Below are 22,033 nucleotides of genomic sequence, written 5' to 3' on the forward strand. Positions count from 1 at the left end.
GGCTGTGCCATAGGTGGCGCGTGCGTGCCGCATCAAGGCGGGGATCGAGATGGTCTCATACCATGCGCTATCTGGCATATCCGCCTCATAGTAAAGAATCAGGATAGTCCTATTATCATACTAAATTCTGCCGCTGCAAGCCCGAACCGGTTTCGGAAAAGTGGAGCTGAGTGATCCGACCGCGTGCCGAGGCCGCGCTAGATCACAGAGTCGAGTGAATGACCGGCAGGTTTCAAGCAAAGCAGCACCCCGTCGGAATGTCCGAATTGAGGGCGGCATCGGCCACCATCCGGCACCGGCAATTGGGAACCAGCTTAAGACGCTCCGGACTCGCGTTAGAACGGCTGCTCTTGCCGAAACTCACCATCCCGGCTTCGAGGCAGGACATTGCCGCTAGACACTCAGTGTAAAATGGTCTGGTTCACCGTCGGGCCACCGCGATAAGTGCGGTCGAAGGGATAGGAAGGATTTCGCGATCACCCGTCATAGCCCGCACTTCGGCGATGACCGCGACTTTCTCCACATCACTCAAACTGGTCCAGTCGGGCGACATGCCGAACAGGGTATCGGGCTTGATAAGCTGGGTGATGTCGAGTGGATAGTCATAGGTGACCTCTTCGATCTGGGGATCGCGATAGCCGGCAAGGACCAGTTCGTGGGCGAAATCCGCCGGATCGCTCAATGCCCTGATCGCGTCCGGCATAGTCATGCCCTCACGATCGGGAAACAGCTTGCGGCGGATCTGGCCGAGCAGCAGGAAGGTCGCGGCGCCCCGGTTCTGCCAGGTTGCGATAACGCCCGTCCCCCCGATGCGTGTCACCCGTGCCATCTCGGCAAGGCCTTTGCGCCAGTCAGGGAACATGATAACGCCGAAGATCGAGAACACTGCATCGAAACTGCCATCGTCCAGGGCCAGCGCCTGTCCATCCATCACGCGCGTTTCAACATTGGGCATGTTGGCCGCCGCAATGCGCGCCACCATGCCGGGAGAAAAGTCCGTCGCTAATACCTGCGCTCCGGTTCGTGCCGCCGTCAGCGCCAGCGCGCCCGTGCCGGCCGCGACGTCAAGGACGCGGCTATCCGCTGTCAGCGGAACGCGCGCCAGCGCCGCCTCGGCATAGCGCATGGTGAAAGGATGCGCCGTCTTCTCATAATGCTGCGCGGCTGCGTCCCAATGGTCGGGGTTCTCGAATTCCGGCATGCAAACGCTCCACGAATCATGTAACATCATATGTATCGTGACAAGATGAGCTTGCCAATTCCCTCAGGTCCGGGAAAAGCCATGCCATGCGCAATGACAGCCGCCTTTCGAGAATGCTCCATGTGCTGCTTCACATGGCAAACCATGATGGCCCGATGACATCCGAGACCATCGCGCGGATGCTCGGAACGAACGCTGTTGTCGTCCGCCGCACGATGGCGGGCTTGCGCGATGCTGGTTATGTCAGGTCGGAAAAGGGGCATGGCGGCGGCTGGGTGATCGCTGCGGATCTTGAGATGGTTTCGCTATTGGATGTCCACCGGGCAGTAGGTGGTCCCCGCATATTCGCAATCGGTAGCGAGCATAGCAATCCCGACTGCGCAGTCGAAAAGGCAGTCAACGCTGCGGTAGAGGATGCGCTGCAACACGCCGAAGCGCTACTGATCGCACGGCTGGGCGCTGTCAGTCTCGCCGAACTGGCGCAAGGGTTCAAAGTACATTGCGGCCAGGCTGATTAGTGTCACGCCTAAATAAAGGCCTGGCCGTTTGGCTACATGGAGGAACAGTAGTCGACCATCGGGCTTGGAACGGCAGCTGCCGCCGGAACCAGCCATTCGCGCAGCGCGAAGCCGTCCAGGCGCAATGTGCTCACTTGCCGGGATTTTGCCCCAGTGAAGCACGATATGGCGCTTGAGGCGTGTATCGTCAAAGGGTTGCAAAGTCGCTTTTTCGATCAAATGTGTAATGGAGGCGGACGCAGCCGCGGTCGAGGGTCTCGGCCGAACGGAGCCGCGGTCGCGCGCGAACACCGGTCGCTGGAAACAAAGGACGTCCGCCGCCAATCAACTCGGGCATGACATAGATCTCGATCTCGTCCAACGCACCGCGCTCGATAAATGCCATCTGCAACTTGCCGCCACCAAGGATCCAGACATCGCCGTCGGTCAGCGCGCGGAGCTCTTCGACGAGCTCGTCGATGTCGGCGCGAACATCAAGCTTCCCCTTCGGCGAGGAAATCGGACGCGACGTAACCACGATGACGCGCTGTTCCCCATACGCCCATGGCGCATCTTCTTTTTCAAGAAAATCATAGGTGTTCCGTCCCATGACGACGGTTCTGATTCGTTCCAGGAAGGTACGATAATCGTGTTTGCCGAGGTCGAGCCCATCGTAGGCGAACAGCCAGTCAAGTCCGTCATCCATCGTGGCGATATAGCCGTCGAGACTTGTCGCAATGTAGCCCAGAATCCTCGCCACAGGCTGTCTCCTTGATTATAAACGAACGATCGTTTATAAATTTTCCATGGGGAGAAGCAAGACAGTATCGGACACCGCGCTGCTTGACAGACTGCTGCCCGCGTTGCGCGATGCCGGGCCGACCAGACTGACGTTTACGAAGGCATCCAGAGCCGTCGGATTATCGCCAGCGAGCCTGGTCCAGCGGTTTGGGACACGCGATGCGATGATCGTGGCGATTTTGTCTTATGCATGGGATCTGTTGGTCGCGGCAACAATGGCGCTCGATGCCGAGGTACCCGTTACTCCGCGAGGAGCGATCGAACTGCTTAAGCGGCTCGTCCCGGCGGACGAGGCCGACTATGCCGTCGGCGACGGGCTGTTACTGTTGCGTGAGGATCTTCGTAGCCCGGAGCTGCGTGCCCGTGGATCAGCCTGGGGGGCCGTGCTCGCGACAGCCCTTGGGCGACGCATTGTCGATGACCGCGACGAAGCCAAACGTTTGGGCTGGCAGATGGCTAGCGTCTGGCAGGGGGCACTTATCTGGTGGGCATTCACACGCGGCAGTGAGACAGCCGAAACTATTGAACACCGCTTGGAAGATTGGTGCCGGAGCATCGGTGCGTCGCCTGATGCGCGGGGATAAGCTGGTACGGCAAGACAAGGCTCGGCGCGAAACTGTCGCGTGGGAATCTCGCCAAGTTCCTGGTCGATCAGGTTCCTGCCGGGGAATGGCTGCAGGCCGTGTCCGGGACGAGCGGCCTGCAGCCAAAATCTAGCGACGATGGACTACCAGCTTCCAATATTCTCCATCGAAATCCAGGGCTCGGCCGGTTGGAGCTGACCTTTCTGGACCAGTTCAAGACTTAAGCCGTCTGGGGTGCGGATAAAGGCCATCTTGCCATCGCGAGGAGGGCGGCTGATCGTTACCCCCGCTTCGATCAGCGATTGGCAAAGCGTATAAATATTGTCCACTTCATAGGCCAGATGCCCAAAGGCGCGTCCCGATCCATAGGTTTCGTGCTGATCCCAGTTGAAAGTGATTTCCACTTCAGGATCATCGCCCGGCGGGGCCATGAAGACCAGCGTATAGCGCGCGTCCTCATTCTCGATGGTTCGGGTTTGCTGAAAGCCCAGCAGCCCAAAGAAACGGATCGTCGCTTGCAGATCGAGCGTGCGGATCATGGCATGGATATAACGCATGGGTTTCCTGTTAATGAGAGAGGGGAAATGGATCAGGCTGGTTCATTCTCAACGCGCCCGGCTTCGGGCAGCAGAACCGCGAAGGTGAGGCAGACGGCAAAGCAGGCGGCCGGAACCAGCATCGCTGCGTGCAGGCTGGCCCAGTGTTCCGAAATCAGGCCCATGCCCGGGGGAATAAATGCGCCGCCCACGATGGCCATGACCAGCAGCGAAGAGCCCATTTCGGTCTCGTTGCCCAATCCTTCGACGCCCATGGCAAAGATGCTGGGAAACATGATCGACATAAACAGGCTGCTTAGCCAAAGTGCAGCAACGGCCGGACCGCCGGCTGATCCTGCTGCAATCAGGCACAAAACGATATTGGCGGCGGCGCAAGCGCCCAGCAGACGGGCCGGTTTGACAAACCGTTGCAGAAAGGCGCCCAGAAAGCGGCCCGCCATCAGAAGCGCGATGCTGGCCGAGAGCCAGAATGCGGCTTGACGTTCAGGGGTGTGGGGCAAGGCGTCTTTGGTGAAATCGATGAAGAAGCTCCAGATGCCCACCTGCGCACCGACATAGAAGAACTGCGCGACCACCGCCCAGCGCAACCGGGTATGACGCAGCACATGAAGCGCGCCGCCCTGCGGCAAATTCCGCTTGGCGTTTTCCACTTCGGGAAAGCGGGTCATTGCGATCAGCAGGCCAAGCAGCACGATGGCGCTGCCCAGCGTGACATAGGGCATTTGCACGCTTGCCGCTTCAGTAGCGCGGTAGGCCGCTCTTGCGGCCGGAGCCATGGCGGCAAGATCGGCCGGGCTGCGCTCCACGCCGGAAATGATGAACAGCCCCCCAACAGCGGGACCGGTGATGGCGCCCAGACCGGCAAAACCCTGCGCCAGATTGAGGCGCGCCGCGCCGGTGGCTGACGGACCGAGGATGGCGACATAGGGATTGGCGCTGGTTTCCAGAAAAGCCAGACCGAACGCGATCAAATAAAGCGCGCCAAGAAAGGCTGGAAAGGCCTGCAGCGAGGCGGCCGGATAGAACAGGAAGGCGCCCAATGCATAAAGCGTCAGCCCGGCCAGTATCCCGGCCTTGTAGCCGAGACGCCGGATGACCAGCCCGGCCGGTATGGCCGCGCAAAAATAGCCGACGTAAAATGCGATCTGGATAAAGCTCGATTGTGTGCGTGAAATGTCGAGCGCATGCTGGAAGTGCCGGATCAGCACATCGTTGAGCGATGCGGCAAAGGTCCAGGTGGCGAACAGGCAGGCGATCAGCGCAAACGGCAGCAGATGCCGCCGTTCCACCAGGGCAGGGCGGCGCTGGGCCGCCCCGGAATTGTTGAATTGCGCCGTCATGGCATTCTCTCTCCGTGCGGCCTTGGTGGCCGCTTATTGTGTCCAGGCCGCGCGTTCCGCTGCGGTCAGATCGGGCACCACCGCGCGGCCTTGTGTGGATGAGGCGAAGCCGGCCTCGATGATCGCCATCACCGCGATGGCCTCATGGGGCTGCACTGGGGGCGGCGCGCCATGGTTCACGGCCTGGACCAGCGCGCGATAGAAGCCCCGCTGGTCGCCGGGCCGGGCGGCTTGGCGGCTTTGTGTACCGTCAATGGTCCAGCGCAGAACATCGTCCGGATCGCGCCCCCATTCCCCGCTTCCGGGAACAACCCCGCGCAGCAGCTGGTTTTCCTGATCATCAAGGCGGGGCTTGACCAGCGTGCCGCGATCACCATGGACGATAAAGCGCGGCGATCCGCCCGAGACGATGGTACTTGCCTGAAGGATGACCCGCAGGCGCGGATAGTTCAGAACCGCATGAGCCCAGTCATCCACCAGCGAGCCGTCGCGCAAATTGGCCAGATTGACCTGCACACTGTCCGGCAGCCCGAAAAGCTGCAGCGCCTGATCGAGCAAATGCGGCGCCAGATCGAACCATATGCCCGATCCGGGGGCCTCCTTTTCCCACCAGCGATCGCCGCCGGAGGACTGGAAACGGTCAAAATGCGATTCAAACTGCACGACGCGACCCAGCGAACCGTCCTCGATAGCTGCCTTCACGCTCAGGAAATCGCTGTCCCAGCGGCGGTTCTGAAAAACGGTGATCAGGCGCCCCGCCGCCTCGGCCGCCGCCACCAATTCGCGCGCTTCGGCCAAACCGAGCGCAAACGGCTTTTCGACGATCACATGCTTGCCTGCCGCCAGTGCAAGCCTGGCATAGGGCGTATGAGTATCGTTGGTGGATGCAATCAGCACCACGTCCACCGCCGCGCTGGCAACCAAGGCTTCGGGACTGTCGAACACTGCAATGCCGGATTGCTCGGCCCGCACCACTTCGGGCCGCGAGGAGCAAATGGCGCTGACCTCAATGCCCTCGGTCGCACCGATCAAGGGCAGGTGGAAAGTCTTTGTGACGAAGCCATAGCCGATGATGCCAACTCTAACCACTTGCTGTCCTTTTGTGAAATAATGAAGGTTGTTCCGGAGGCGCTCGGTTGGGGGGCACCGGCGTGAAGCCTGCATTGAAGCGGGCCTGCCGGTGACCGTGAAGCAGGGCTGGACCGGGACAATTGGCCGGTCAGCCCATTTCCTCCAAGCTGCGGCCTGAATCTTCCCGGCGCCTTACTTTGTAACGTGGGACCATGGACCGCGAGCGGCCCTGATGCAGCCCGCGGCCAAGGGGTGTTGCCGGCTCAGAAGGAGAGCTTCACCGTGCCGTAGTAATAGCCGCCGTTGATGCCCAATTGCTGCATGCCTGTGTCATACAGGGCGACACCGGCAAAACGGGTGTTTTCAGGCACAATGCTGGGTCTGGCGTCGAAAAGGTTGTTGGCCCCCACCGACACGCGGGCAAAGGGAGTCAACTTGTAGCCCACCTCGATATTGGTCTGCCACTTAGGCGCGTTGTACATGTCATAAAACACGCTGGTGGAATAGGCATCGGGGCCCACGACATACTGGCGCAAGGTGTTGACCGAGCCGTAACGGATTTCGTGCAGGTCAAGATCGAACGAACCCGACGTCAGATGGCCGCCAAATATAAACTTGTTGGCCGGGAAATAGGTCGACATAAAAGCTTGGCCCTGCCGGGTCAGCAATATGCGTCCATTGCGGTCAACGCCGACGCGCTGAACGTCGGTATTGTTGAAATTGGCCGAAATGTCCCAGTCAATGGTGCCCCATTCGAAAGGCGTACGATAATTGGCCACAATATCGAGACCGCGTGTGCGCGTATCCGCGCCGTTCGAGAAATATTGCGCCGAGACTGCCGAGGGCAGCACGCTGGGGTCAACCAGAATGCCTTGGGCCGCAAGCGCATTAATGGCTTCCTGACCGTTATAGGCACCGCCCTTTACGATACGGTCACGGATGCTGATCTGATAGGCGTCGATGGTGATGTTCATGCGGGGTACCGGATGCAGCACAATGCCCGCCGATAGATTGGTCGACTTTTCCGGCCGAAGCTGCTGTGCCCCAAGGATACGCGCCGCAATCGAATTGACGGCGAGCACGCCCTGCGCACCGTTCGGTGTCACCCCGATGCTGGTATAATATTGTTCCTGCATGCTGGGCGCGCGAAAGCCGTTGCTGATCGTACCGCGAATGGCGATGGCCGGGCTGAAATCATAGCGGACCGAGAATTTGCCCGTCAGCGTATCGCCCGCATCGCTGTAATCCTCGTAACGGCCCGCAAGGCCGATTTGCAGGCCTTTTACCGGCTTGGCCGAGAAATCGACAAAGGCGGCCTTGATGTCACGATGGGCGCGGACGTAGCTTGAAGGCTGCAGGCCCGATTGCCCTTGGGTGCCCGCGCCATAGTAGGAGGCAGGGTCGCCCGGATTGACTGCATAGGTGTCGCGCCGATACTGTCCGCCAAAGGCGACATTGAGCGGTTCGGCCAGACCGACATCGACAAACCGCCGGAACGTGCCCTCAAGCGTGAGCTGCGAATTGCCGTAGGACATTACGTTGAAGCGCGTCGGTGTGCTGCCGGTGTCGCGGAAGAGCAGAAGATTGACACTGTCGATAAGGTTATAGTCGGTATGGTCCTCGCCGTAGGTGGCGTTCAGGTCCCAGTCCCAGCCGATCAACGTGCCCTTGGCGCCGCCGGTGAGGCTGAAGTCATGCTCCGTCACCTGACTGAGCGGGTTGAAGCCGTTGGGATAGACCTGCGGGAGCACGGTCGGAACACGGTAGTTCTGGAAAGATCCGGCCTTGCGATAGGCGTAGCTGGCAAAGGAATAGAGCTTCACATCGTCGGAAAGATTGACGCCCGCATTGTACGAGATCGCCACGCGATCCTGTTCGGCATTGCCGAAATAGCGGTTCACCCTGGCATTGACGCGCGTGTCCGGCCCGCCGCGATTGGTGTGATCCTGATGGCGGAATTCGCCGCTGAGGCTGAAGAAGCCCTGGTCGCCGAACCGGGTGCCCCAGTTGGCCGTAGTGCCCGAGGTGAAACCGTCGCCTTCATAATAGAGGCCATTCGTGGTCGCAGCGGTAAAACCGTGATTGTTGCTCTTCAGGATGATGTTGACCACGCCGGCAATCGCATCCGAACCATAAAGGGCGGCGGCCCCGTCGAGCAGCACCTCGATATGGTCAATCGCAGAGGTGGGGATCAGGCCGATATCGACCGGCGCGGTGCCGTCTTCCGGGCCGGTGGCATCGGTGATGACCGAGGTGGTGTGGCGGCGTTTGCCGTTGATGAGGATCAGCGTGTGGTTTGAGGTGAGCGCACGCAGGTTGATCTTGTCGACCATGTTGGCATTGCCCGAGGTGACCGTCGAGCGCGAGATCGAGGGCGAGAGCTGGGTCAGCGCGTCGCGCAGGTCTGGCTGACCTGTCGCGGCGAGGCGGTCCGCATTGATGACGGTGATGGGGCTGGGCGCCGCGCTGGCCTTCGCGTTGGGATCGCGCGTGCCCGTGACGATGATCGTTTCGCCTTCGCCGGTTTCAACCGGTTTTGCGGCAAGGGCGGTCGGAGCACGGGATGCAGCTGCGCGCTGCGCCGGGGCAGGGGCCATATAGGCAACCGGGGCCAGCCTGGCCTCGCGCCGCTTGATGAGGAAGGCGCCGCGGGGATCATTGCTCCACGTAAGATTGGTGCCCCGCAGGATTTGGGTCAGGGCCTGTGCCACATCCATGCGTCCGCGAACCGGGCTGGCAAGCATGATAGCGCCGGTGGAAGGCGCCAGGATTTCCACATCGGCCTGACGTGCCAGTTCGGCAATGGCGGTGGAAAGGGGCTGCGGCTGGACATTGATTTCGCGCGTCTGCGCACAGGCTGGTGTCGCAACAGTGGCCGTAATCGCAAGGGCCGTGGTACAGAGAAAATCACGATAGGACATGAATATATTTCCCCCATTGATCGGCGCCCGGGATGCTCACGTTTGCGCTCGACATTGGGGAGATGCATGGAAGGACGTAAATCCACACATAAGTGTGACAATTTTTTTGCAGAATATCTTTCTCTAGTTTTTATTTGAAATTTCAATTCCTTGTGCGGTCCTCTCCACCTTCAGATCGAGAATGACAGCAATGGCCTGTGCAAACGCCTCAGGATCGCCTGCCGAATAGCGGCCCGACACGCGCAATTTGCGCACTTGCGGCGTCATCAGAAGCGGCGTTTCATTGTAGCGGTGAAACTCGGCGGCCGCCTCACCCAAGGTTGTCTCGTCAAAAACGATCTTGTCATCGAGCCACGCCAGCATCCGGTCCATTTCCGCTCCCGATCGATGCTGGAGAGCAGGCTGTGCGTTGCCCTGATAGTCGAGAATTTCGGTTTCGGCATTGGCGAACAGGAAAGCCGATGAAGTGCCTGTCTCCTTGTGGCGCTCATAGCGGATGCGGCCTTCGCGCACCATCACGCCGACGCCTTCATTGGTCCGACGCACCGAAAAGGCCGTTCCCACCGCCTGCACGATCCGCCCCGCGCTTTGCACAAGAAAGGGACGGGTCGCATCCTTGGCCACCTGGAAAAAGGCTTCCCCGGCCAAAAGGCGGATGATGCGCTGCTCGGGCAGAAACAGTACGGCAATCTCGCTGGCCGTGTTCAGCATGACGGTGGAACCGTCTTCGAGGGGCACCGAGCGTATTTCGCCGCGTCCGGTCGAGAAGTGCTTTTCCGCAGGGGCGGTATTCCGCATGAAAAGGGCAACGCCGGCGGCCATGGCCGCAGCGCTTGCCGCCACAGAAATCATCATCCGGCGTCTCGTCGGGTGGTTTTCTTCCGCATCATCGACCGTGTCTGCAATGGCCGTCTCGTCATGCAGCCTTGCCGCGCGCTCAAGAACCGCCCTTGCCTTGCCATAGGCGCCAAGGTGCCGATTGTCCTCGGCAAGCCAGGCATCGAGCGCCTGTTCCTCGCCCGGATCCAGCGGGCGCAGGTCCTCGCGCGCCGCCCAGTTGGCCGCGATGCGGTCTATCTCAGCGCTTGTGAGCTTTGCACGCATGTCCATCGGGGCTCATCTTTGGGTCATTGGAATGGGATCGCTGATCGTTGGAATAGAGTAGCATAATGCGTTCCACTCCGCGACCGAGGTGCTTTTCGACGTTGCTTTCACTTATCATCAATCGCTCGGCCACCTGCCGCTGGCTCAATCCTTCGATCTTACGGAGCCGGTAGACCTCCTGACAGCGCGGTGGAAGAGTGGAAATCGCATTCATCAAGCGATCAAGTTCCTGCTGTCCCTGCACCTGCCGATCAGGCAGCGGCTCATTGGCGGCTTCATCAATGGCGTCTATGTCCGAGGCCAGATCGATTGGAACCACCCGTGCGCGCCGAAGATATTGCAGGATGAGGCTGCGCGCGACTTGCAGGAAATAGGCGCGCGGATTGGTGATATGCGCCACGCTGTCCAGCATGATGAGGCGCGCATAGGCTTCCTGCACGATATCGTCGATTTCATAGCCAAGCGTGTTGCCGCGCCGCAACTGGCGCCTGACCCAAGGTTCATGGGGCAGTATCGCGTCGGCCAGCCAGGCCGCGCGGCGCCTTGCATCGTCCTTCATGGCCGCCCCCCCGTTTGGAGGGACAGGCGCATGTCAGGACAGGGGTGTGGGCCAATCGGGAGTTTCATGGTTGCTTCATGGCGACGATGACAGGATCTGCTGCGATTTCCATGCGCTGTTGTCCGGCCTTGACGGATACAGGTTCATCCCAATTCGCCAATGGCCCGGGCCGCCATGCTGATGGCCAGCTCGGTTGTGTCATTCCCTGCGGAATCGGTATTTGCGATGGTGATCGCCCCGAAAGGTTTGCGGGCCAGCAGATGCGGCGGCGGCGCTCCGGTTTTCAGGAAATCATCAAACAGCGGAGAATACCAGTACGAATATCCGTGCCCCCATCGGTTCACCGTAATTCCCTGTATGTCGCGCGCCGGATCGAACCCATGGGCGCCCAGCGCCCGGCCCAATTGGTCGCGGGTGTTGCGTTCAAACTCTTCAAATGTGGTTGCATACATTTCCGCCCGGCCCAGACGGAACTGGTCCTTGATGGGCAGGCCGGGCGTTTCATAGCCGCGCAGCATCGACATCACTGCGCTCTGGTCAGGCGAGGGGGAGTGCTGATAACCGCCCACCGACACGGGCGGTTCGAGCAGGAGCGAGGCAAAATAGCTGCCTGGCGCATTCATCAGACATGTGCCCGCCCGATACCAGGCCTGCCAGTCGCGCATCCAGACATTCACCCAGAGGTTGGGCGTTTTGACATTATAGGCCAGCGCCGCGCGTTGTTCGGCGGGCAAATCGGGGCAGATATAGGGTATGACATAATTCCAGCAGGCCAGAACACATTGTCTGGCTCTGGTGCGGAGGAATTTTCCGTTCAATCCGCCATTGGTATAACTGACGCTGACGCCCCCCTTCTCATTGGCAACCTTCACCACCGTTGAATTCAGGCGGATGCGGGTGGCATTCCCGGCCTGATCCAACCGGCTGTAATCCACTCTGGCCAGCATGGAATCGGCCACGCTTTGGCCCGGCAGCGCTCCCGGAATCAACCGGCGCACGAGCAGACGGGCCACCGTGGCATTGCCTTCGGGAAAGCGATAGGGCTGGGCGCCTTCATGGCGGCCCTTGCGCGCGGGCAGATCCAGCCCGGAAAAGCCGGGCAAGCCAAAGCGTTCATGGGCGGCCAGGGCGGTGGTCGAAGAAAGCCCGCGGCCGCTGCCGTAGGTTCGATCGCGCAGATAGGTGGCGACCATGGGATCGCATTGTGCCGGTCCGGAAAGATAATCGGCATAGCTGCTGTAGGTCAGCCGCTCGATCTTTTCCGACGTGGAAAGGCCTGGCAAATAGTCGGTATCGGCATGGTAGAGCCGATAGAGATCCTTCTTCGCCCCATCGGAGAGCGGAGCGTCCCGCATAAACCTTTCCCAACGCTTTTCTGCGTCCGGGGGCGTGGTGGGTGAATAGAGGAAGGTGAAATCGGTCCAAGGGGCAGGATCGTGCAGGAGGGCGTCACGCCCGAAGGTTTCCTTGTCGAAGAAGACGCTCTGGCCCATGCCCAATTTTGCATAAAAGCCGGTATCCACCGTATCGCGGGCAAGCTCGGGAGCATTGATGCCTAGATCACGAAAAAGGTCGGCCTGCGCCCCGGTGTCATGTTCGCCGCCATAGATGTTGAATGTGCCGGCGTTGGAGATCCGCAGCGATTTGCCGGCGCCGAATTCATTGCGTTTGGCATGGCCGCCAAAGTCATCGTGATTGTCGAGAATGAGCACTTTTTTGGAAAAATTATGCTGTTTTTGATAGAACCACGCGGCGGCCAGACCGCTGATTCCGCCGCCCACCACAATCAGATCATAGGTGTCGGCTGTCTCCGACGGATTGCCGTGGGGCCAGAACTGTCCGTCGCGAAGGGCATGACCGGTAGCATTGGCCGTTGGATATCCGCTGCCGCGCATGCCGGTCATGGCCGGGGGATAGGGCGATGCTGAAGGCGCCGCTTGCGCCAGTCCTGCCGGCGCCATGGCGACTGCGCCCGAAACCAGCACGCCGTTGAGAAAATCCCGTCGCTGGATGGCACGATCCATGCCCAATTCACGGTCAGAAGTCATTAAGATTGCTCCATAAAATCGGTTGGATAAGACAAGCGGGCGGCATTGTAACGCTTGTCTCCGGAAACCGGCCATGGAGTAGATGCTCGAAGGCACTGCGATCCGCACATTGCGGCAAAAGAATTTTTCCTCCGCAACTCTTGCCTTCTAGGCCGATCAACCTGCAACCAGAGCTGAAAGACCGGCAGTTTAAGGGAACTCCGATCCTGCCCGGCGCTTCCAGTAAGCTGGAGGTGCATCATGCCCGCACGCGCGTATTGGCAGGGCCAGATCAGGCTGGCGCTGGTTTCGATCCCGGTGGAGATCTATCCCGCGACGCGGTCCGGCGCGGCAATCAGCTTTCACCAGATCCACGAACCCAGCGGCAAACGCGTACGCTATGAAAAGGTCGTGCCCGGCCTGGGCCCGGTGGACCGGGACGAGATCCTCAAGGGCTATGAGGTCGAGAAGGGCACCTATGTCCTGCTCGATGAGGAGGAGATCGAGGCGGTACGGATCGAAAGCCGCAAGACGCTCGAACTGGTGCAATTTGTCGAGAGCGGCGCGATTGACGTGCTGTTTTACGAAAAGCCCTATTTCATCCTGCCTGCAGACGATCTGGCGCAGGAGGCTTACGGCGTGCTGCGCGATGCCCTGCGCCAGACGGGCAGGGCGGGGTTGGGGCAATTGTCCGTGCGCGGGCGCGAGCAACTGGTGTCGGTGCGCCCCTGCGGACGGGGGCTTATCATGGAGGTCCTGCGCTATGCCGACGAGGTGGCCAAGGTGCAGAATGCCTTCCGCGACCTGCCCGATCAGGAGCCGGGGGAGGATCTGATCGATCTGGCCACCACCTTGATCGAGAAAAAGACCGCGCCTTTCAAGCCCGAGGTTTTCCGCGACCACTATATCGACGCGCTCCACCGCCTGATCGAAAAGAAGCGCAAGGCCAAGGGCGGCCAGCGGATTCTGGAGGATGCGGAGGAACCGGGCGCAGGAGGGGGCGGCAATGTCATCGACCTGATGGCGGCGCTGAAGAAGTCGGTGGGCGATGGCGGTAAGGGCGACGGCGAAAAACCGGCGCGGTCGCGCCGCAAGCGCGCCTGACATGGCCCGGCGCGATCCCCTCGATGCCTATCGCCGCCGTCGCGATTTTACCCGCACGGCAGAGCCTTCGGGCGAGGAAGCGCCCCAAGCGGCCGAGCGCCCGATATTCATCGTCCAGAAGCATGACGCCACCCGCCTGCATTGGGATTTCCGGCTTGAGGTTGATGGCGTGCTCAAAAGCTGGGCGGTGACGCGCGGCCCCAGCATTGATCCGGCCGACAAGCGCCTTGCCGTGCGCACTGAGGATCACCCGATGGCCTATGCCGAATTCGAGGGCAGCATCCCCAAGGGCGAATATGGCGGCGGCACTGTGATGCTGTGGGATCGCGGCCATTGGTCCCCCGTGCCGGGCAAGAGCGCCGATGACATCGAGGAGGGTCATCTCCATTTCCGCCTGTGGGGCGAGCGGATGGAGGGCGAATGGCTGCTGGTCCGCATGAAGCCGCGCGGCAAGGAAAAGCGTGAGAACTGGCTGCTGCGCAAGATCGAGGACGCCCATGCCGGAACCGGCGACACGCTGGTCGAGCGCAACCTGACCAGCGTGCTGACCGGGCGCAGCATGGCCCAGATCGCCAGCGATGCGGGCGGGCGGCAATCGCTGGCGGGCAAGAAGGGGCAGGCCTTTGCCGACATGATGGAGCGCGCGGCGGTCCATAACCGCAGCGAGGCAGGCCACAAGCGCCGCAAGGCCGCGCCATCGCGCAAAGCCGTGCTGCCGGATTTTGAACCGGTGCAACTGGCCACGCTGGTCGATGCCGTGCCCGCGTCGAATGCCTGGATGCATGAGATCAAGTTCGACGGCTATCGCATCCTGGCCTCGGTGGCGGGGGGCGAAGTGCGGCTCCATACCCGCACCGGCCTGGACTGGACCGAACGGTTTGCGGGCATTGCGCAGGCGCTGGCGGCGCTGGACCTGCCGCCCGCGCTGATCGACGGCGAGGTGGTGGCTTTCGATGCCGCGGGCAATCCGTCCTTTTCCGCGCTTCAGGCCGCGCTCAAAGAAGAACGCGACGGCGGCATGGCCTATTTCGCCTTCGACCTGCTGCGCCTGTCGGACCAGGATCTCAAAGCCCTGTCCAATATCGAGCGCAAGGAGAGATTGGCGGCACTGCTGGCCGATGCGGGACCGCCGCTGCATGTGGCCGACCATGTCATCGGCGCGGGCGAGGCGCTGTTTGACGCCATGTGCAAGGCGGGGCAGGAAGGCATCATCGCCAAGCGCGCCGATGCCCCCTATCGCGGAGACCGCACGCGCAATTGGATCAAGGTCAAATGCACGATGCGGCAGGAATTTGTCCTGTTGGGCTGGACGCAAAGCCCGGCGCGGGGGCGCCCTTTCGGCGCGCTCCTGCTGGGCCAGCGGGAGGGCGGGACGCTGACCTACAAGGGCAAGGTCGGCACCGGATTTGACGCCGCGCTGCTGGAGGACCTGAGCCGGACCATGGCGCCGCTGGCCGCCGACACGCCGCCTGCCGACGTGCCCCGCGCCGAGGCCCGCCGCGCGCATTGGCTGCGCCCGGAACTGGTGGCCGAAATCGCCTTTGCCCAATTCACCGCCGATGGGCGCGTCCGCCATGCCAGCTTCATCGGATTGCGTCAGGACAAGAAAGCCAGCGAAGTGACCCCCGAAATCCGCGAAAAGCCGGTCGAGCCTGCCCAGATCACCATCACCCACCCGGACCGCGTGCTGTTTCCCGAAAGCGGGCAGACCAAGGGCGATCTGGCCGCCTATTATCAGGCCGTTGCGCCGCTGATACTGCCCTTTGCGGCGGGGCGGCCGCTCAGCCTTGTGCGCTGTCCGCAGGGCCGGGCCAAGCAATGCTTCTTCCAGAAACACGACAGCGGCTCGTTTGGCGAGCATGTCCATCATGTGCCGATCACCGAGAAAGACGGCGCGAGCGAGGATTACCTCTATATCGAGGATGCCGAGGGCCTGCTCGCCTGCGTCCAGATGGGGGCCATCGAGTTCCACGGCTGGGCCGCGATGGCGCAGGCGGTGGAGCGGCCCGACCGCATGATCTTCGACCTCGATCCCGATCTGGGGCTGGATTTCGCGCAGGTGAAAAAGGCAGCTTTCGACATTCGCCGCCAGCTTGCCGATCTGGGGTTGGTCAGCTTTGCCCTCCTGTCGGGCGGCAAGGGCGTGCATGTCACGGTGCCGCTGCGCCCCGGCCATGATTGGGAGGCCCACAAGGATTTCGCCCAGCGCTTTGCCAAAGCCATGGCGATGAGCGAGCCCGACCGCTTCACCGCCACGATGAGCAAGGCCAAGCGCAAAGGCCGCATCTTCATCGACTGGCTGCGCAACCAGCGCGGCAGCACGGCGGTCCTGCCTTATTCAGTCCGCGCACGAGAAGGCGCGCCGGTGGCCGTGCCGCTGGATTGGGAAGAGTTGGAGCGGATGGAGGATGCCCACCCTTTCGGGATCGCCGACCTTTCGCGCCTGATCGAGCGGGCAGGGGGAAAATCCCTCGCCGGCTGGGGCCATGCTGATCAGCCTCTGCCGGAGCTTTGAACGGCGCTCTGTTTACCCGGCTGACATTGTTATGCCTGAGGACGGCCGCGATACAGACAATGCCGCGTAATTGATTTAGCCACCCTCGAGCATGGTACGAAGTCGCCTTGGCGCTTCAATACAGGAGGGTGGCTAAATCAATTACGCGGTGTCCCAGCCTTCGTCATTCATGTGTTGTGTGGCAACGGTGAGCGACTGGCCGCTTCCGTCCCTGGCACCAAGGACCCTGAATGTCGCCTTCGGCCGCGATCTCCATCACGGCGCACGGGTGGCAGCCGATTAACATACGTCATCCCCGATTGGGCTCAGCGATTGCAGCATTTACTGGATCCTATCGTCGCCATTTGATCGATATAGCGGGTAAAAATACCCTCAATTCCCGCTGCCGGATGTTTTCGGTTTGCTTTCCAGGCGGTCAGCAAAAGCGCGGATTATTCAATCAATCGGCAGAGCCGGTCATACCCGCTCAATCTTTTCGACCACTGCCCCAAAAGCGCTCGGCGCTTCCGAATACCAAGCTCGCGGCCCTTACAAAACCCGGACCACAACCTTCCCCTTGGCGCGCGCCGTCTCGACATAAGCCAGAGCATCCGCCGTTTGTGTGAAGGGAAACACCTTGTCCACGATAGGGATGATGGCGCCGGATTCGATCAGCTTGGCGATCTCCGTTAATTGCTGCCCATCGGCGCGCATGAACAAGAAGGAATAGTCGACGTCCCGGCGCCTTGCCTTTTTCACAATGCCCCGGCTCAGCATCCGCATCACAAAGCGCAGGAACAGGTTCAGGCGCAAGGACTTGGCAAAGGGAACGTCCGGCGGGCCGGAGATGGAGATCAGCTTTCCGCCCGGCTTCAGCACGTTTAGAGACTTTGCCAGCGTCTTGGCATCCTGGCTGTTGAGCACCAGGTCGTAACCGGACAGGACCTGTTCAAAGTCCTGCGTTTTGTAATCGATCACCACATCCGCGCCGAGACTTCTGACCAGTTCTGCATTCGCCGCACTGGTGGTGGTTGCCACGGTAGCGCCAAGATGCTTGGCCAGTTGAATGGCAAAGGTGCCTACACCGCCTGAACCGGCCTGAATAAAAACCTTCTGGCCGGGTTTGACCTGGCCCACTTCGACCAGCGCCTGCCAGGCGGTGAGGCCGACGAGCGGGATCGACGCTGCCTGTTCCATCGAGAGGTTTGCCGGTTTGTGCGCGAGGTCCGCCGCGTCAACCGCGATCATTTCCGCAAAAGTGCCGACCCGCCCGTCACGCGGGCGGGCATAGACCTCGTCACCCGCCTTGAACTGCTGCACATCGGCACCGACGCGGACAACAGTTCCGGCAAGGTCATGGCCGAGGATGAAGGGCGGGCGATAGGGCAGGAACAGCTTGAATTCGCCATCGCGCACCTTGGAATCAAGAAGGTTGATCGCGGTGGCCTCGATACGAACCAGCACATCATTGGAGCCGATCTCTGGATCGGGCATGTCGGCCAGACGCAGCGGGCCCTTCTTCTGGTATTTGTCGACGACAAAGGCTTTCACGAGCGTTCTCCAAAGTGCGATTGTATCAAGTCAAGTGCCCGGGAAGGGCAGATGTCCCTCAGTCGATGTTGAACTGCTTGCGCAGAGTGCGATCAAACACCGCGCGCGGCAGAAAACGCCGGGCAAAGGCCGTCTGTCGCGCCGCCTTGCCCGAGGGGTAGCGCAACTGCGGTTTTCCGGCCTGCGCCGCAGCGAGAATAGTCTCGGCAACAGCCTCCGCCGTATCGCCGGTCGCCATGGCAGCAGCGAACGCAGCCTGATAGCGCGCAAATGTCTGGCCGTAGGCCGCGACAGGCCGATCACCGCGCGGCGAATTGTCTTCGATGGACGTCTTCGTCGCCCAAGGTTCGATCACCGCGACGCGAATGCCGAAAGGCCGCACCTCATGATCGAGCGATTCCGAATAACCTTCGATCGCGTGCTTGCTCGCCGTATAGTGGGCGCCGAAAGGCCCGGGAATGAGGCCGACGACCGAGCCGATATTCAGGATCCGCCCGCCGCCTTGTTCACGCATGATCGGAAGAACCGCATTCGTCACGCGCACAACGCCCAGATAATTGGTGTCGAACAAGGCCCGAACCTGCTCAATCGAGCTTTCCTCCGCCGCGCCGGAGATGGCATAACCGGCGTTGTTGATCAGCAGGTCGATGCGGCCGAGTTCGGAATGCGCCGACGCCACTGCGGCGGCAACGGAGGCGTCCGATGTCACGTCGCACGCGATCATCCTGATGCCATCGCGGACTTCGCCGGGCGCCGCCTTACGGCTGGTGCCGATCACCCGGTAGCCTGCCCGGCTCAGCGCCAATGCCGCAGCCTTGCCGATGCCGCTGGAGGCCCCAGTCACGAATGCGGTCTTGGGTGTTTTGGATGCGGAGGTCGCCATGGCTTTGCTCTCGATCTTGCAGGCGACATTGGCCGCGCTGCCTTTGGTTATCCGGGATTGATGGGCATTTGATGATCGGGGCCGCACCGGGGCACGGCCCCTGTTGGCTCAAATGCCGGAAGCGTCGGTGAAGCGGGGATAATCCGTGTAGCCCTCAGCACCGCCGCCATAGAGTGTGGCAGGATTGATAGCAGACAATGGTGCGCCGCTCTTGAGCCGCTCCACGAGATCCGGATTGGCGATGAACGGGCGTCCGAACGCAATCAGATCCGCCTTGCCCTCGACAACATGCGACGTGGCGAGCTCAAGATCATAGCCATTGTTGGCGATGTAGGTTTTGCCGAAGCGGCGGCGCAGCGATCCGTAGTCAAAGGGAGCAATATCGCGTGGACCACCGGTCGCTCCCTCAACCACGTGGATATAGGCGATGCCGAGCGCATCGAGTTGATCGACGATATAGTCATACTGCGCCTGAGGATTGCTGCAGGAGATGCCGTTGGCGGGCGAGACCGGCGAAATGCGGATGCCGGTGCGCTCAGTCCCGATTTCGCGAGCCACCGCAGCGGTGACCTCCAGCATCAGGCGCGCGCGGTTTTCCACGGAACCGCCATAGGAATCCGTGCGGAGATTGGCACCGTCCTTGGCAAACTGCTCCAGCAGGTAGCCATTGGCCCCGTGAACCTCGACACCGTCGAAACCGGCCTCAATCGCATTGGCAGCAGCCTTGCGGAAGTCGTCGACGATGTCTGCGATTTCATGGATATCCAGCGCGCGGGGCTCGGACACATCAACGAAGGCATTGTTGACAAAGGTCTTGGTTTCGGCGCGGATGGCCGAGGGTGCGACGGGCTGGCCGTGATTGGGTTGCAGGTCGGTATGGCTGATGCGCCCGACATGCCAAAGCTGCAGAACGATGCGGCCCCCTTTCTCATGCACGGCAGTAGTCACCTTGCGCCATCCGTCGATCTGTTCACGGGTGTAGATGCCGGGCGTGTCCTGATAGCCCTGACCCTGCTGCGAAACCTGGCTGGCCTCGGAGATGATCAGCCCGGCCGATGCGCGCTGAGCGTAATATTCGACGGTCAGGTCACCGGGCACGAAACCGGCACCGGCCCGGTTACGCGTCAGCGGCGCCATAATGATCCGGTTCGAAAGCGGGATGGCGCCAAGAGTGTAGGGTTCGAAAAGCGCGTTATTGGTCATGATGCACCTGTGGTGTCGCCGCTGTCGCGGCATAGGGTCGGGTGATAGCGTGATGCTCAGGCGGGCGTGCGATACCGTGCGGCGGGCAGGGCATTGACGATGTTGCCGATCATGGCCTTGCGCGCGCCGTCGAATGCCTCCCACTGCTCTGCCTCTTGCAGCGGCGGGATGGTCACCAATTCGCGGCGGTCAAAGCCAACCAGCGCCGCATCCACCAGATCGCCCACTTCCATGACATTGCTCATGGTATCAACGTCCGCGCCGACATGGGCCCAGATCTCGGTGCGGGTGGTTGCCGGAAGCACCGCCTGAACGTAGACGCCCTTGGGCCCAAGTTCTTGCGCGAGCCCCTGAGACAGGAACTGCACGAATGCCTTGGTGGCGCCGTACACCGTCATGCCGAATTCCGGCGCGACACCGACGACCGAACCGATGTTGACGATTGCCCCTTCGCCAGCCTCGGCCAAACGCGGCGCAATGGCTCTGGAAAGTCGCACAAGTGCCGTTGCGTTAAGCGTCACGAGCTTGGTGATGTCTTCAACGCTCTGGTCAACAAAGCTCCCACCGATGGCCGTTCCCGCGTTGTTGACCAGAATGCCAATGCGCGCATCTTCACGCAGCCTGGCCTCGACCTTGGCAAGATCCGCAGCCTGAGTGAGATCGGCCGCGAGGATGTCGACCGTGACACCGGCTTCCTGACGCAGGCGGCTCGCAAGCGCATCCATGCGCGCAACATCTCGGGCGACCAGCACCAGATCATGTCCACGGCGAGCAAACCGCTCGGCATAGGTAGCGCCAATGCCGGTGGATGCGCCGGTGATTATAACTGCAGGAATTTGGCTCATCGGATTGCTCTTTCTGTCTTGAACCCTATATTCATGATGATGATCATGATTGTCTAAATATGATAGTCATCATCTAAATGTCAACGGCGGTTGCGGAGAAATTTGAATATGAAGGTCAGCCGAGAGCAGATGGCGGAAAACCGCCGCCGGATTCTGGAAGCCGCCAGCCGGCTTTTTAAGGACAAGGGATTTGAGGCAGTAAGCGTCGCAGAAATTATGAAAGCTGCCGGCCTCACCCACGGCGGCTTCTACGGGCATTTCGAGTCAAAGGATGATCTGGTGGCACAGGCGCTGGCCCACGCACTGGCGGCCGACAGTTTGGATGATGGCGGGTTCAACGACTTTGTCAGATCTTATCTGGCGCCACGACACCGGGATAATCCTGAGGATGGCTGCCCAACAGCGGGTCTGGCTGCGGCCATTCGTCACCAGACGCCAGCAGCCAAAGCGACCATGACTGAGGGTTTGCGCGCCCAGATCGCACACATCGAACAAGCGCTGCCCGCGCTATCCGCAGCCGACAAACGCAGCGCTGCAATCGGAAGTTGGGCTGCCATGGTGGGAGCGGTCATTTTGGCGCGGTCGGTCGATGATCCCCAATTGTCGGACGAAATTCTGGAGCAAACGCGCGCATGGATCGACGCCTGCGTCAGGTAGATTTGAGTGCGTCGTCGATTATAGAGCCCGCCCTCAACATTTCGGCCGGGTCATTCGGGCCGCCTTTGCTGCAGTTTCGACCTGCCTGAAGCGCTTCCTCGTTTGTGGTGGTCACTGTGATTTTGAGCAGGGTCTGCTTATTAAAAAGTCTGCCGTTCGACACATCATGTTGGAACGGCAGCATTGTCGAAGGGTTTCGGGCGCCGGCAGGCGTACGAAAGTCTTACAAGTACGACCCGCGGGAGGCTCGCACAGGTCTATGGGTAAAAGGGCTTTGGTGTGGATTGGGGTGACTGAAGCAAGCCTACCGGGCAGCCCTTGATGGGCGGAACAGCATAGAAGTCCGATGGCCATTGTGCTCGAAGCGCCGCTGATCCTGCTAGCAATGAGCCCAGTTTTGACTGTGCTGGCGGTGTCGACACACCTATCCCTATGGGCCGGGGCGCAACGTTCACGGCCATCATGCAGGGTAAGCCATGCCGGATCATGGCGTGTTCTTCCGGGTCGGCGGCGGCGATTGCGGCGGAGCGCGGGGCTGGCACCAGCGAGCGAAGTCCTCGATAATGGTCATGTGCCCGCCGCAGCATGGGCATGGCGGCCGGTGATCGGGCGGTTCGTCGGGTTCGGTGTCGGT

General features: G+C 61.0%; 18 protein-coding genes and 1 pseudogene. 5 read left to right on the plus strand and 14 right to left on the minus strand.

Annotated elements, in window-relative coordinates; translation table 11 throughout:
• Positions 1-421: 421 nt before the first annotated feature.
• Complete coding sequence (locus FHW92_RS24880) at positions 422-1,201, minus strand: class I SAM-dependent methyltransferase (RefSeq protein WP_168605987.1); 780 nt, start codon at positions 1,199-1,201, stop codon at positions 422-424.
• Positions 1,202-1,287: 86 nt separating this feature from the next.
• On the opposite strand from FHW92_RS24880, the gene FHW92_RS24885 reads away from it, so the two are divergent.
• On the plus strand, positions 1,288-1,719 hold the full coding sequence (locus FHW92_RS24885) for an Rrf2 family transcriptional regulator (protein ID WP_168605988.1): 432 nt from the start codon (positions 1,288-1,290) through the stop codon (positions 1,717-1,719).
• A gap of 187 nt (positions 1,720-1,906) precedes the next feature.
• Here FHW92_RS24885 and FHW92_RS24890 read toward each other — a convergent pair whose 3' ends face one another.
• Complete coding sequence (locus tag FHW92_RS24890) at positions 1,907-2,458, minus strand: dihydrofolate reductase family protein (protein ID WP_168605989.1); 552 nt, start codon at positions 2,456-2,458, stop codon at positions 1,907-1,909.
• A 46-nt stretch (positions 2,459-2,504) separates the two neighbouring features.
• Here FHW92_RS24890 and FHW92_RS24895 point away from each other — a divergent pair, with 46 nt between their 5' ends.
• Positions 2,505-3,083, plus strand: a complete 579-nt coding sequence (locus FHW92_RS24895) for a TetR/AcrR family transcriptional regulator (RefSeq protein ID WP_210428695.1) — start codon at positions 2,505-2,507, stop codon at positions 3,081-3,083.
• 143 nt (positions 3,084-3,226) lie between these two features.
• Here the strand turns inward: FHW92_RS24895 and FHW92_RS24905 are convergent, their stop codons facing one another.
• From FHW92_RS24905 to FHW92_RS24935, 7 genes are all read right to left on the minus strand, one after another.
• Positions 3,227-3,640 carry a VOC family protein gene (locus tag FHW92_RS24905; protein WP_168605990.1) on the minus strand — a complete coding sequence of 138 codons (414 nt, stop codon included), beginning with the start codon at positions 3,638-3,640 and terminating at the stop codon, positions 3,227-3,229.
• Positions 3,641-3,672: 32 nt separating this feature from the next.
• Entirely contained in the window at positions 3,673-4,980 is a 1,308-nt protein-coding gene (fucP, locus tag FHW92_RS24910) for an L-fucose:H+ symporter permease (protein WP_168605991.1), read from the minus strand.
• A 33-nt stretch (positions 4,981-5,013) separates the two neighbouring features.
• Entirely contained in the window at positions 5,014-6,069 is a 1,056-nt protein-coding gene (locus FHW92_RS24915) for an oxidoreductase (RefSeq protein ID WP_349237754.1), read from the minus strand.
• Positions 6,070-6,314: 245 nt separating this feature from the next.
• Positions 6,315-8,972, minus strand: a complete 2,658-nt coding sequence (locus FHW92_RS24920) for a TonB-dependent receptor (protein WP_168605993.1) — start codon at positions 8,970-8,972, stop codon at positions 6,315-6,317.
• Positions 8,973-9,095: 123 nt separating this feature from the next.
• Positions 9,096-10,076, minus strand: coding sequence for a FecR domain-containing protein (locus FHW92_RS24925; protein ID WP_168605994.1), 981 nt, complete (start codon positions 10,074-10,076; stop codon positions 9,096-9,098).
• Positions 10,051-10,635 carry a sigma-70 family RNA polymerase sigma factor gene (locus tag FHW92_RS24930; protein WP_168605995.1) on the minus strand — a complete coding sequence of 195 codons (585 nt, stop codon included), beginning with the start codon at positions 10,633-10,635 and terminating at the stop codon, positions 10,051-10,053. The genes FHW92_RS24925 and FHW92_RS24930 overlap by 26 nt, the downstream gene beginning before the upstream one ends.
• A 143-nt stretch (positions 10,636-10,778) precedes the next feature.
• Positions 10,779-12,683 (minus strand): NAD(P)/FAD-dependent oxidoreductase, encoded by a 1,905-nt coding sequence (locus tag FHW92_RS24935; RefSeq protein ID WP_246870419.1) that lies wholly within the window; start codon positions 12,681-12,683, stop codon positions 10,779-10,781.
• A 240-nt stretch (positions 12,684-12,923) separates the two neighbouring features.
• On the opposite strand from FHW92_RS24935, the gene FHW92_RS24940 reads away from it, so the two are divergent.
• Both FHW92_RS24940 and ligD read left to right on the plus strand, forming a co-directional pair.
• Positions 12,924-13,766, plus strand: a complete 843-nt coding sequence (locus tag FHW92_RS24940; protein ID WP_168605997.1) for a Ku protein — start codon at positions 12,924-12,926, stop codon at positions 13,764-13,766.
• Position 13,767: 1 nt separating this feature from the next.
• A complete protein-coding gene (gene ligD, locus FHW92_RS24945; RefSeq protein ID WP_168605998.1) occupies positions 13,768-16,281 on the plus strand; it encodes a DNA ligase D in 2,514 nt (837 codons plus the stop codon).
• A 528-nt stretch (positions 16,282-16,809) separates the two neighbouring features.
• On the opposite strand, the gene FHW92_RS24950 is transcribed toward ligD, so the two are convergent.
• The 4 genes from FHW92_RS24950 to FHW92_RS24965 all read right to left on the minus strand — a co-directional run bounded on the left by FHW92_RS24950 (position 16,810) and on the right by FHW92_RS24965 (position 20,742).
• Positions 16,810-17,811 (minus strand): NADP-dependent oxidoreductase, encoded by a 1,002-nt coding sequence (locus FHW92_RS24950; protein WP_168605999.1) that lies wholly within the window; start codon positions 17,809-17,811, stop codon positions 16,810-16,812.
• Positions 17,812-17,869: 58 nt separating this feature from the next.
• Entirely contained in the window at positions 17,870-18,694 is an 825-nt protein-coding gene (locus FHW92_RS24955; protein ID WP_168606000.1) for an oxidoreductase, read from the minus strand.
• A 108-nt stretch (positions 18,695-18,802) separates the two neighbouring features.
• Entirely contained in the window at positions 18,803-19,897 is a 1,095-nt protein-coding gene (locus tag FHW92_RS24960) for an alkene reductase (protein ID WP_168606001.1), read from the minus strand.
• A gap of 56 nt (positions 19,898-19,953) precedes the next feature.
• Complete coding sequence (locus FHW92_RS24965) at positions 19,954-20,742, minus strand: SDR family oxidoreductase (protein ID WP_168606002.1); 789 nt, start codon at positions 20,740-20,742, stop codon at positions 19,954-19,956.
• A 108-nt stretch (positions 20,743-20,850) separates the two neighbouring features.
• Here FHW92_RS24965 and FHW92_RS24970 point away from each other — a divergent pair, with 108 nt between their 5' ends.
• Positions 20,851-21,399, plus strand: a complete 549-nt coding sequence (locus FHW92_RS24970; protein ID WP_168606003.1) for a TetR/AcrR family transcriptional regulator — start codon at positions 20,851-20,853, stop codon at positions 21,397-21,399.
• 484 nt (positions 21,400-21,883) lie between these two features.
• On the opposite strand, the pseudogene FHW92_RS25955 reads toward FHW92_RS24970, so the two are convergent.
• Positions 21,884-22,033: pseudogene (locus FHW92_RS25955) on the minus strand (IS91 family transposase); the annotation flags it as partial.

It is taken from the genome of Novosphingobium sp. SG707, assembly GCF_012275515.1.
Taxonomy (GTDB): domain Bacteria; phylum Pseudomonadota; class Alphaproteobacteria; order Sphingomonadales; family Sphingomonadaceae; genus Novosphingobium.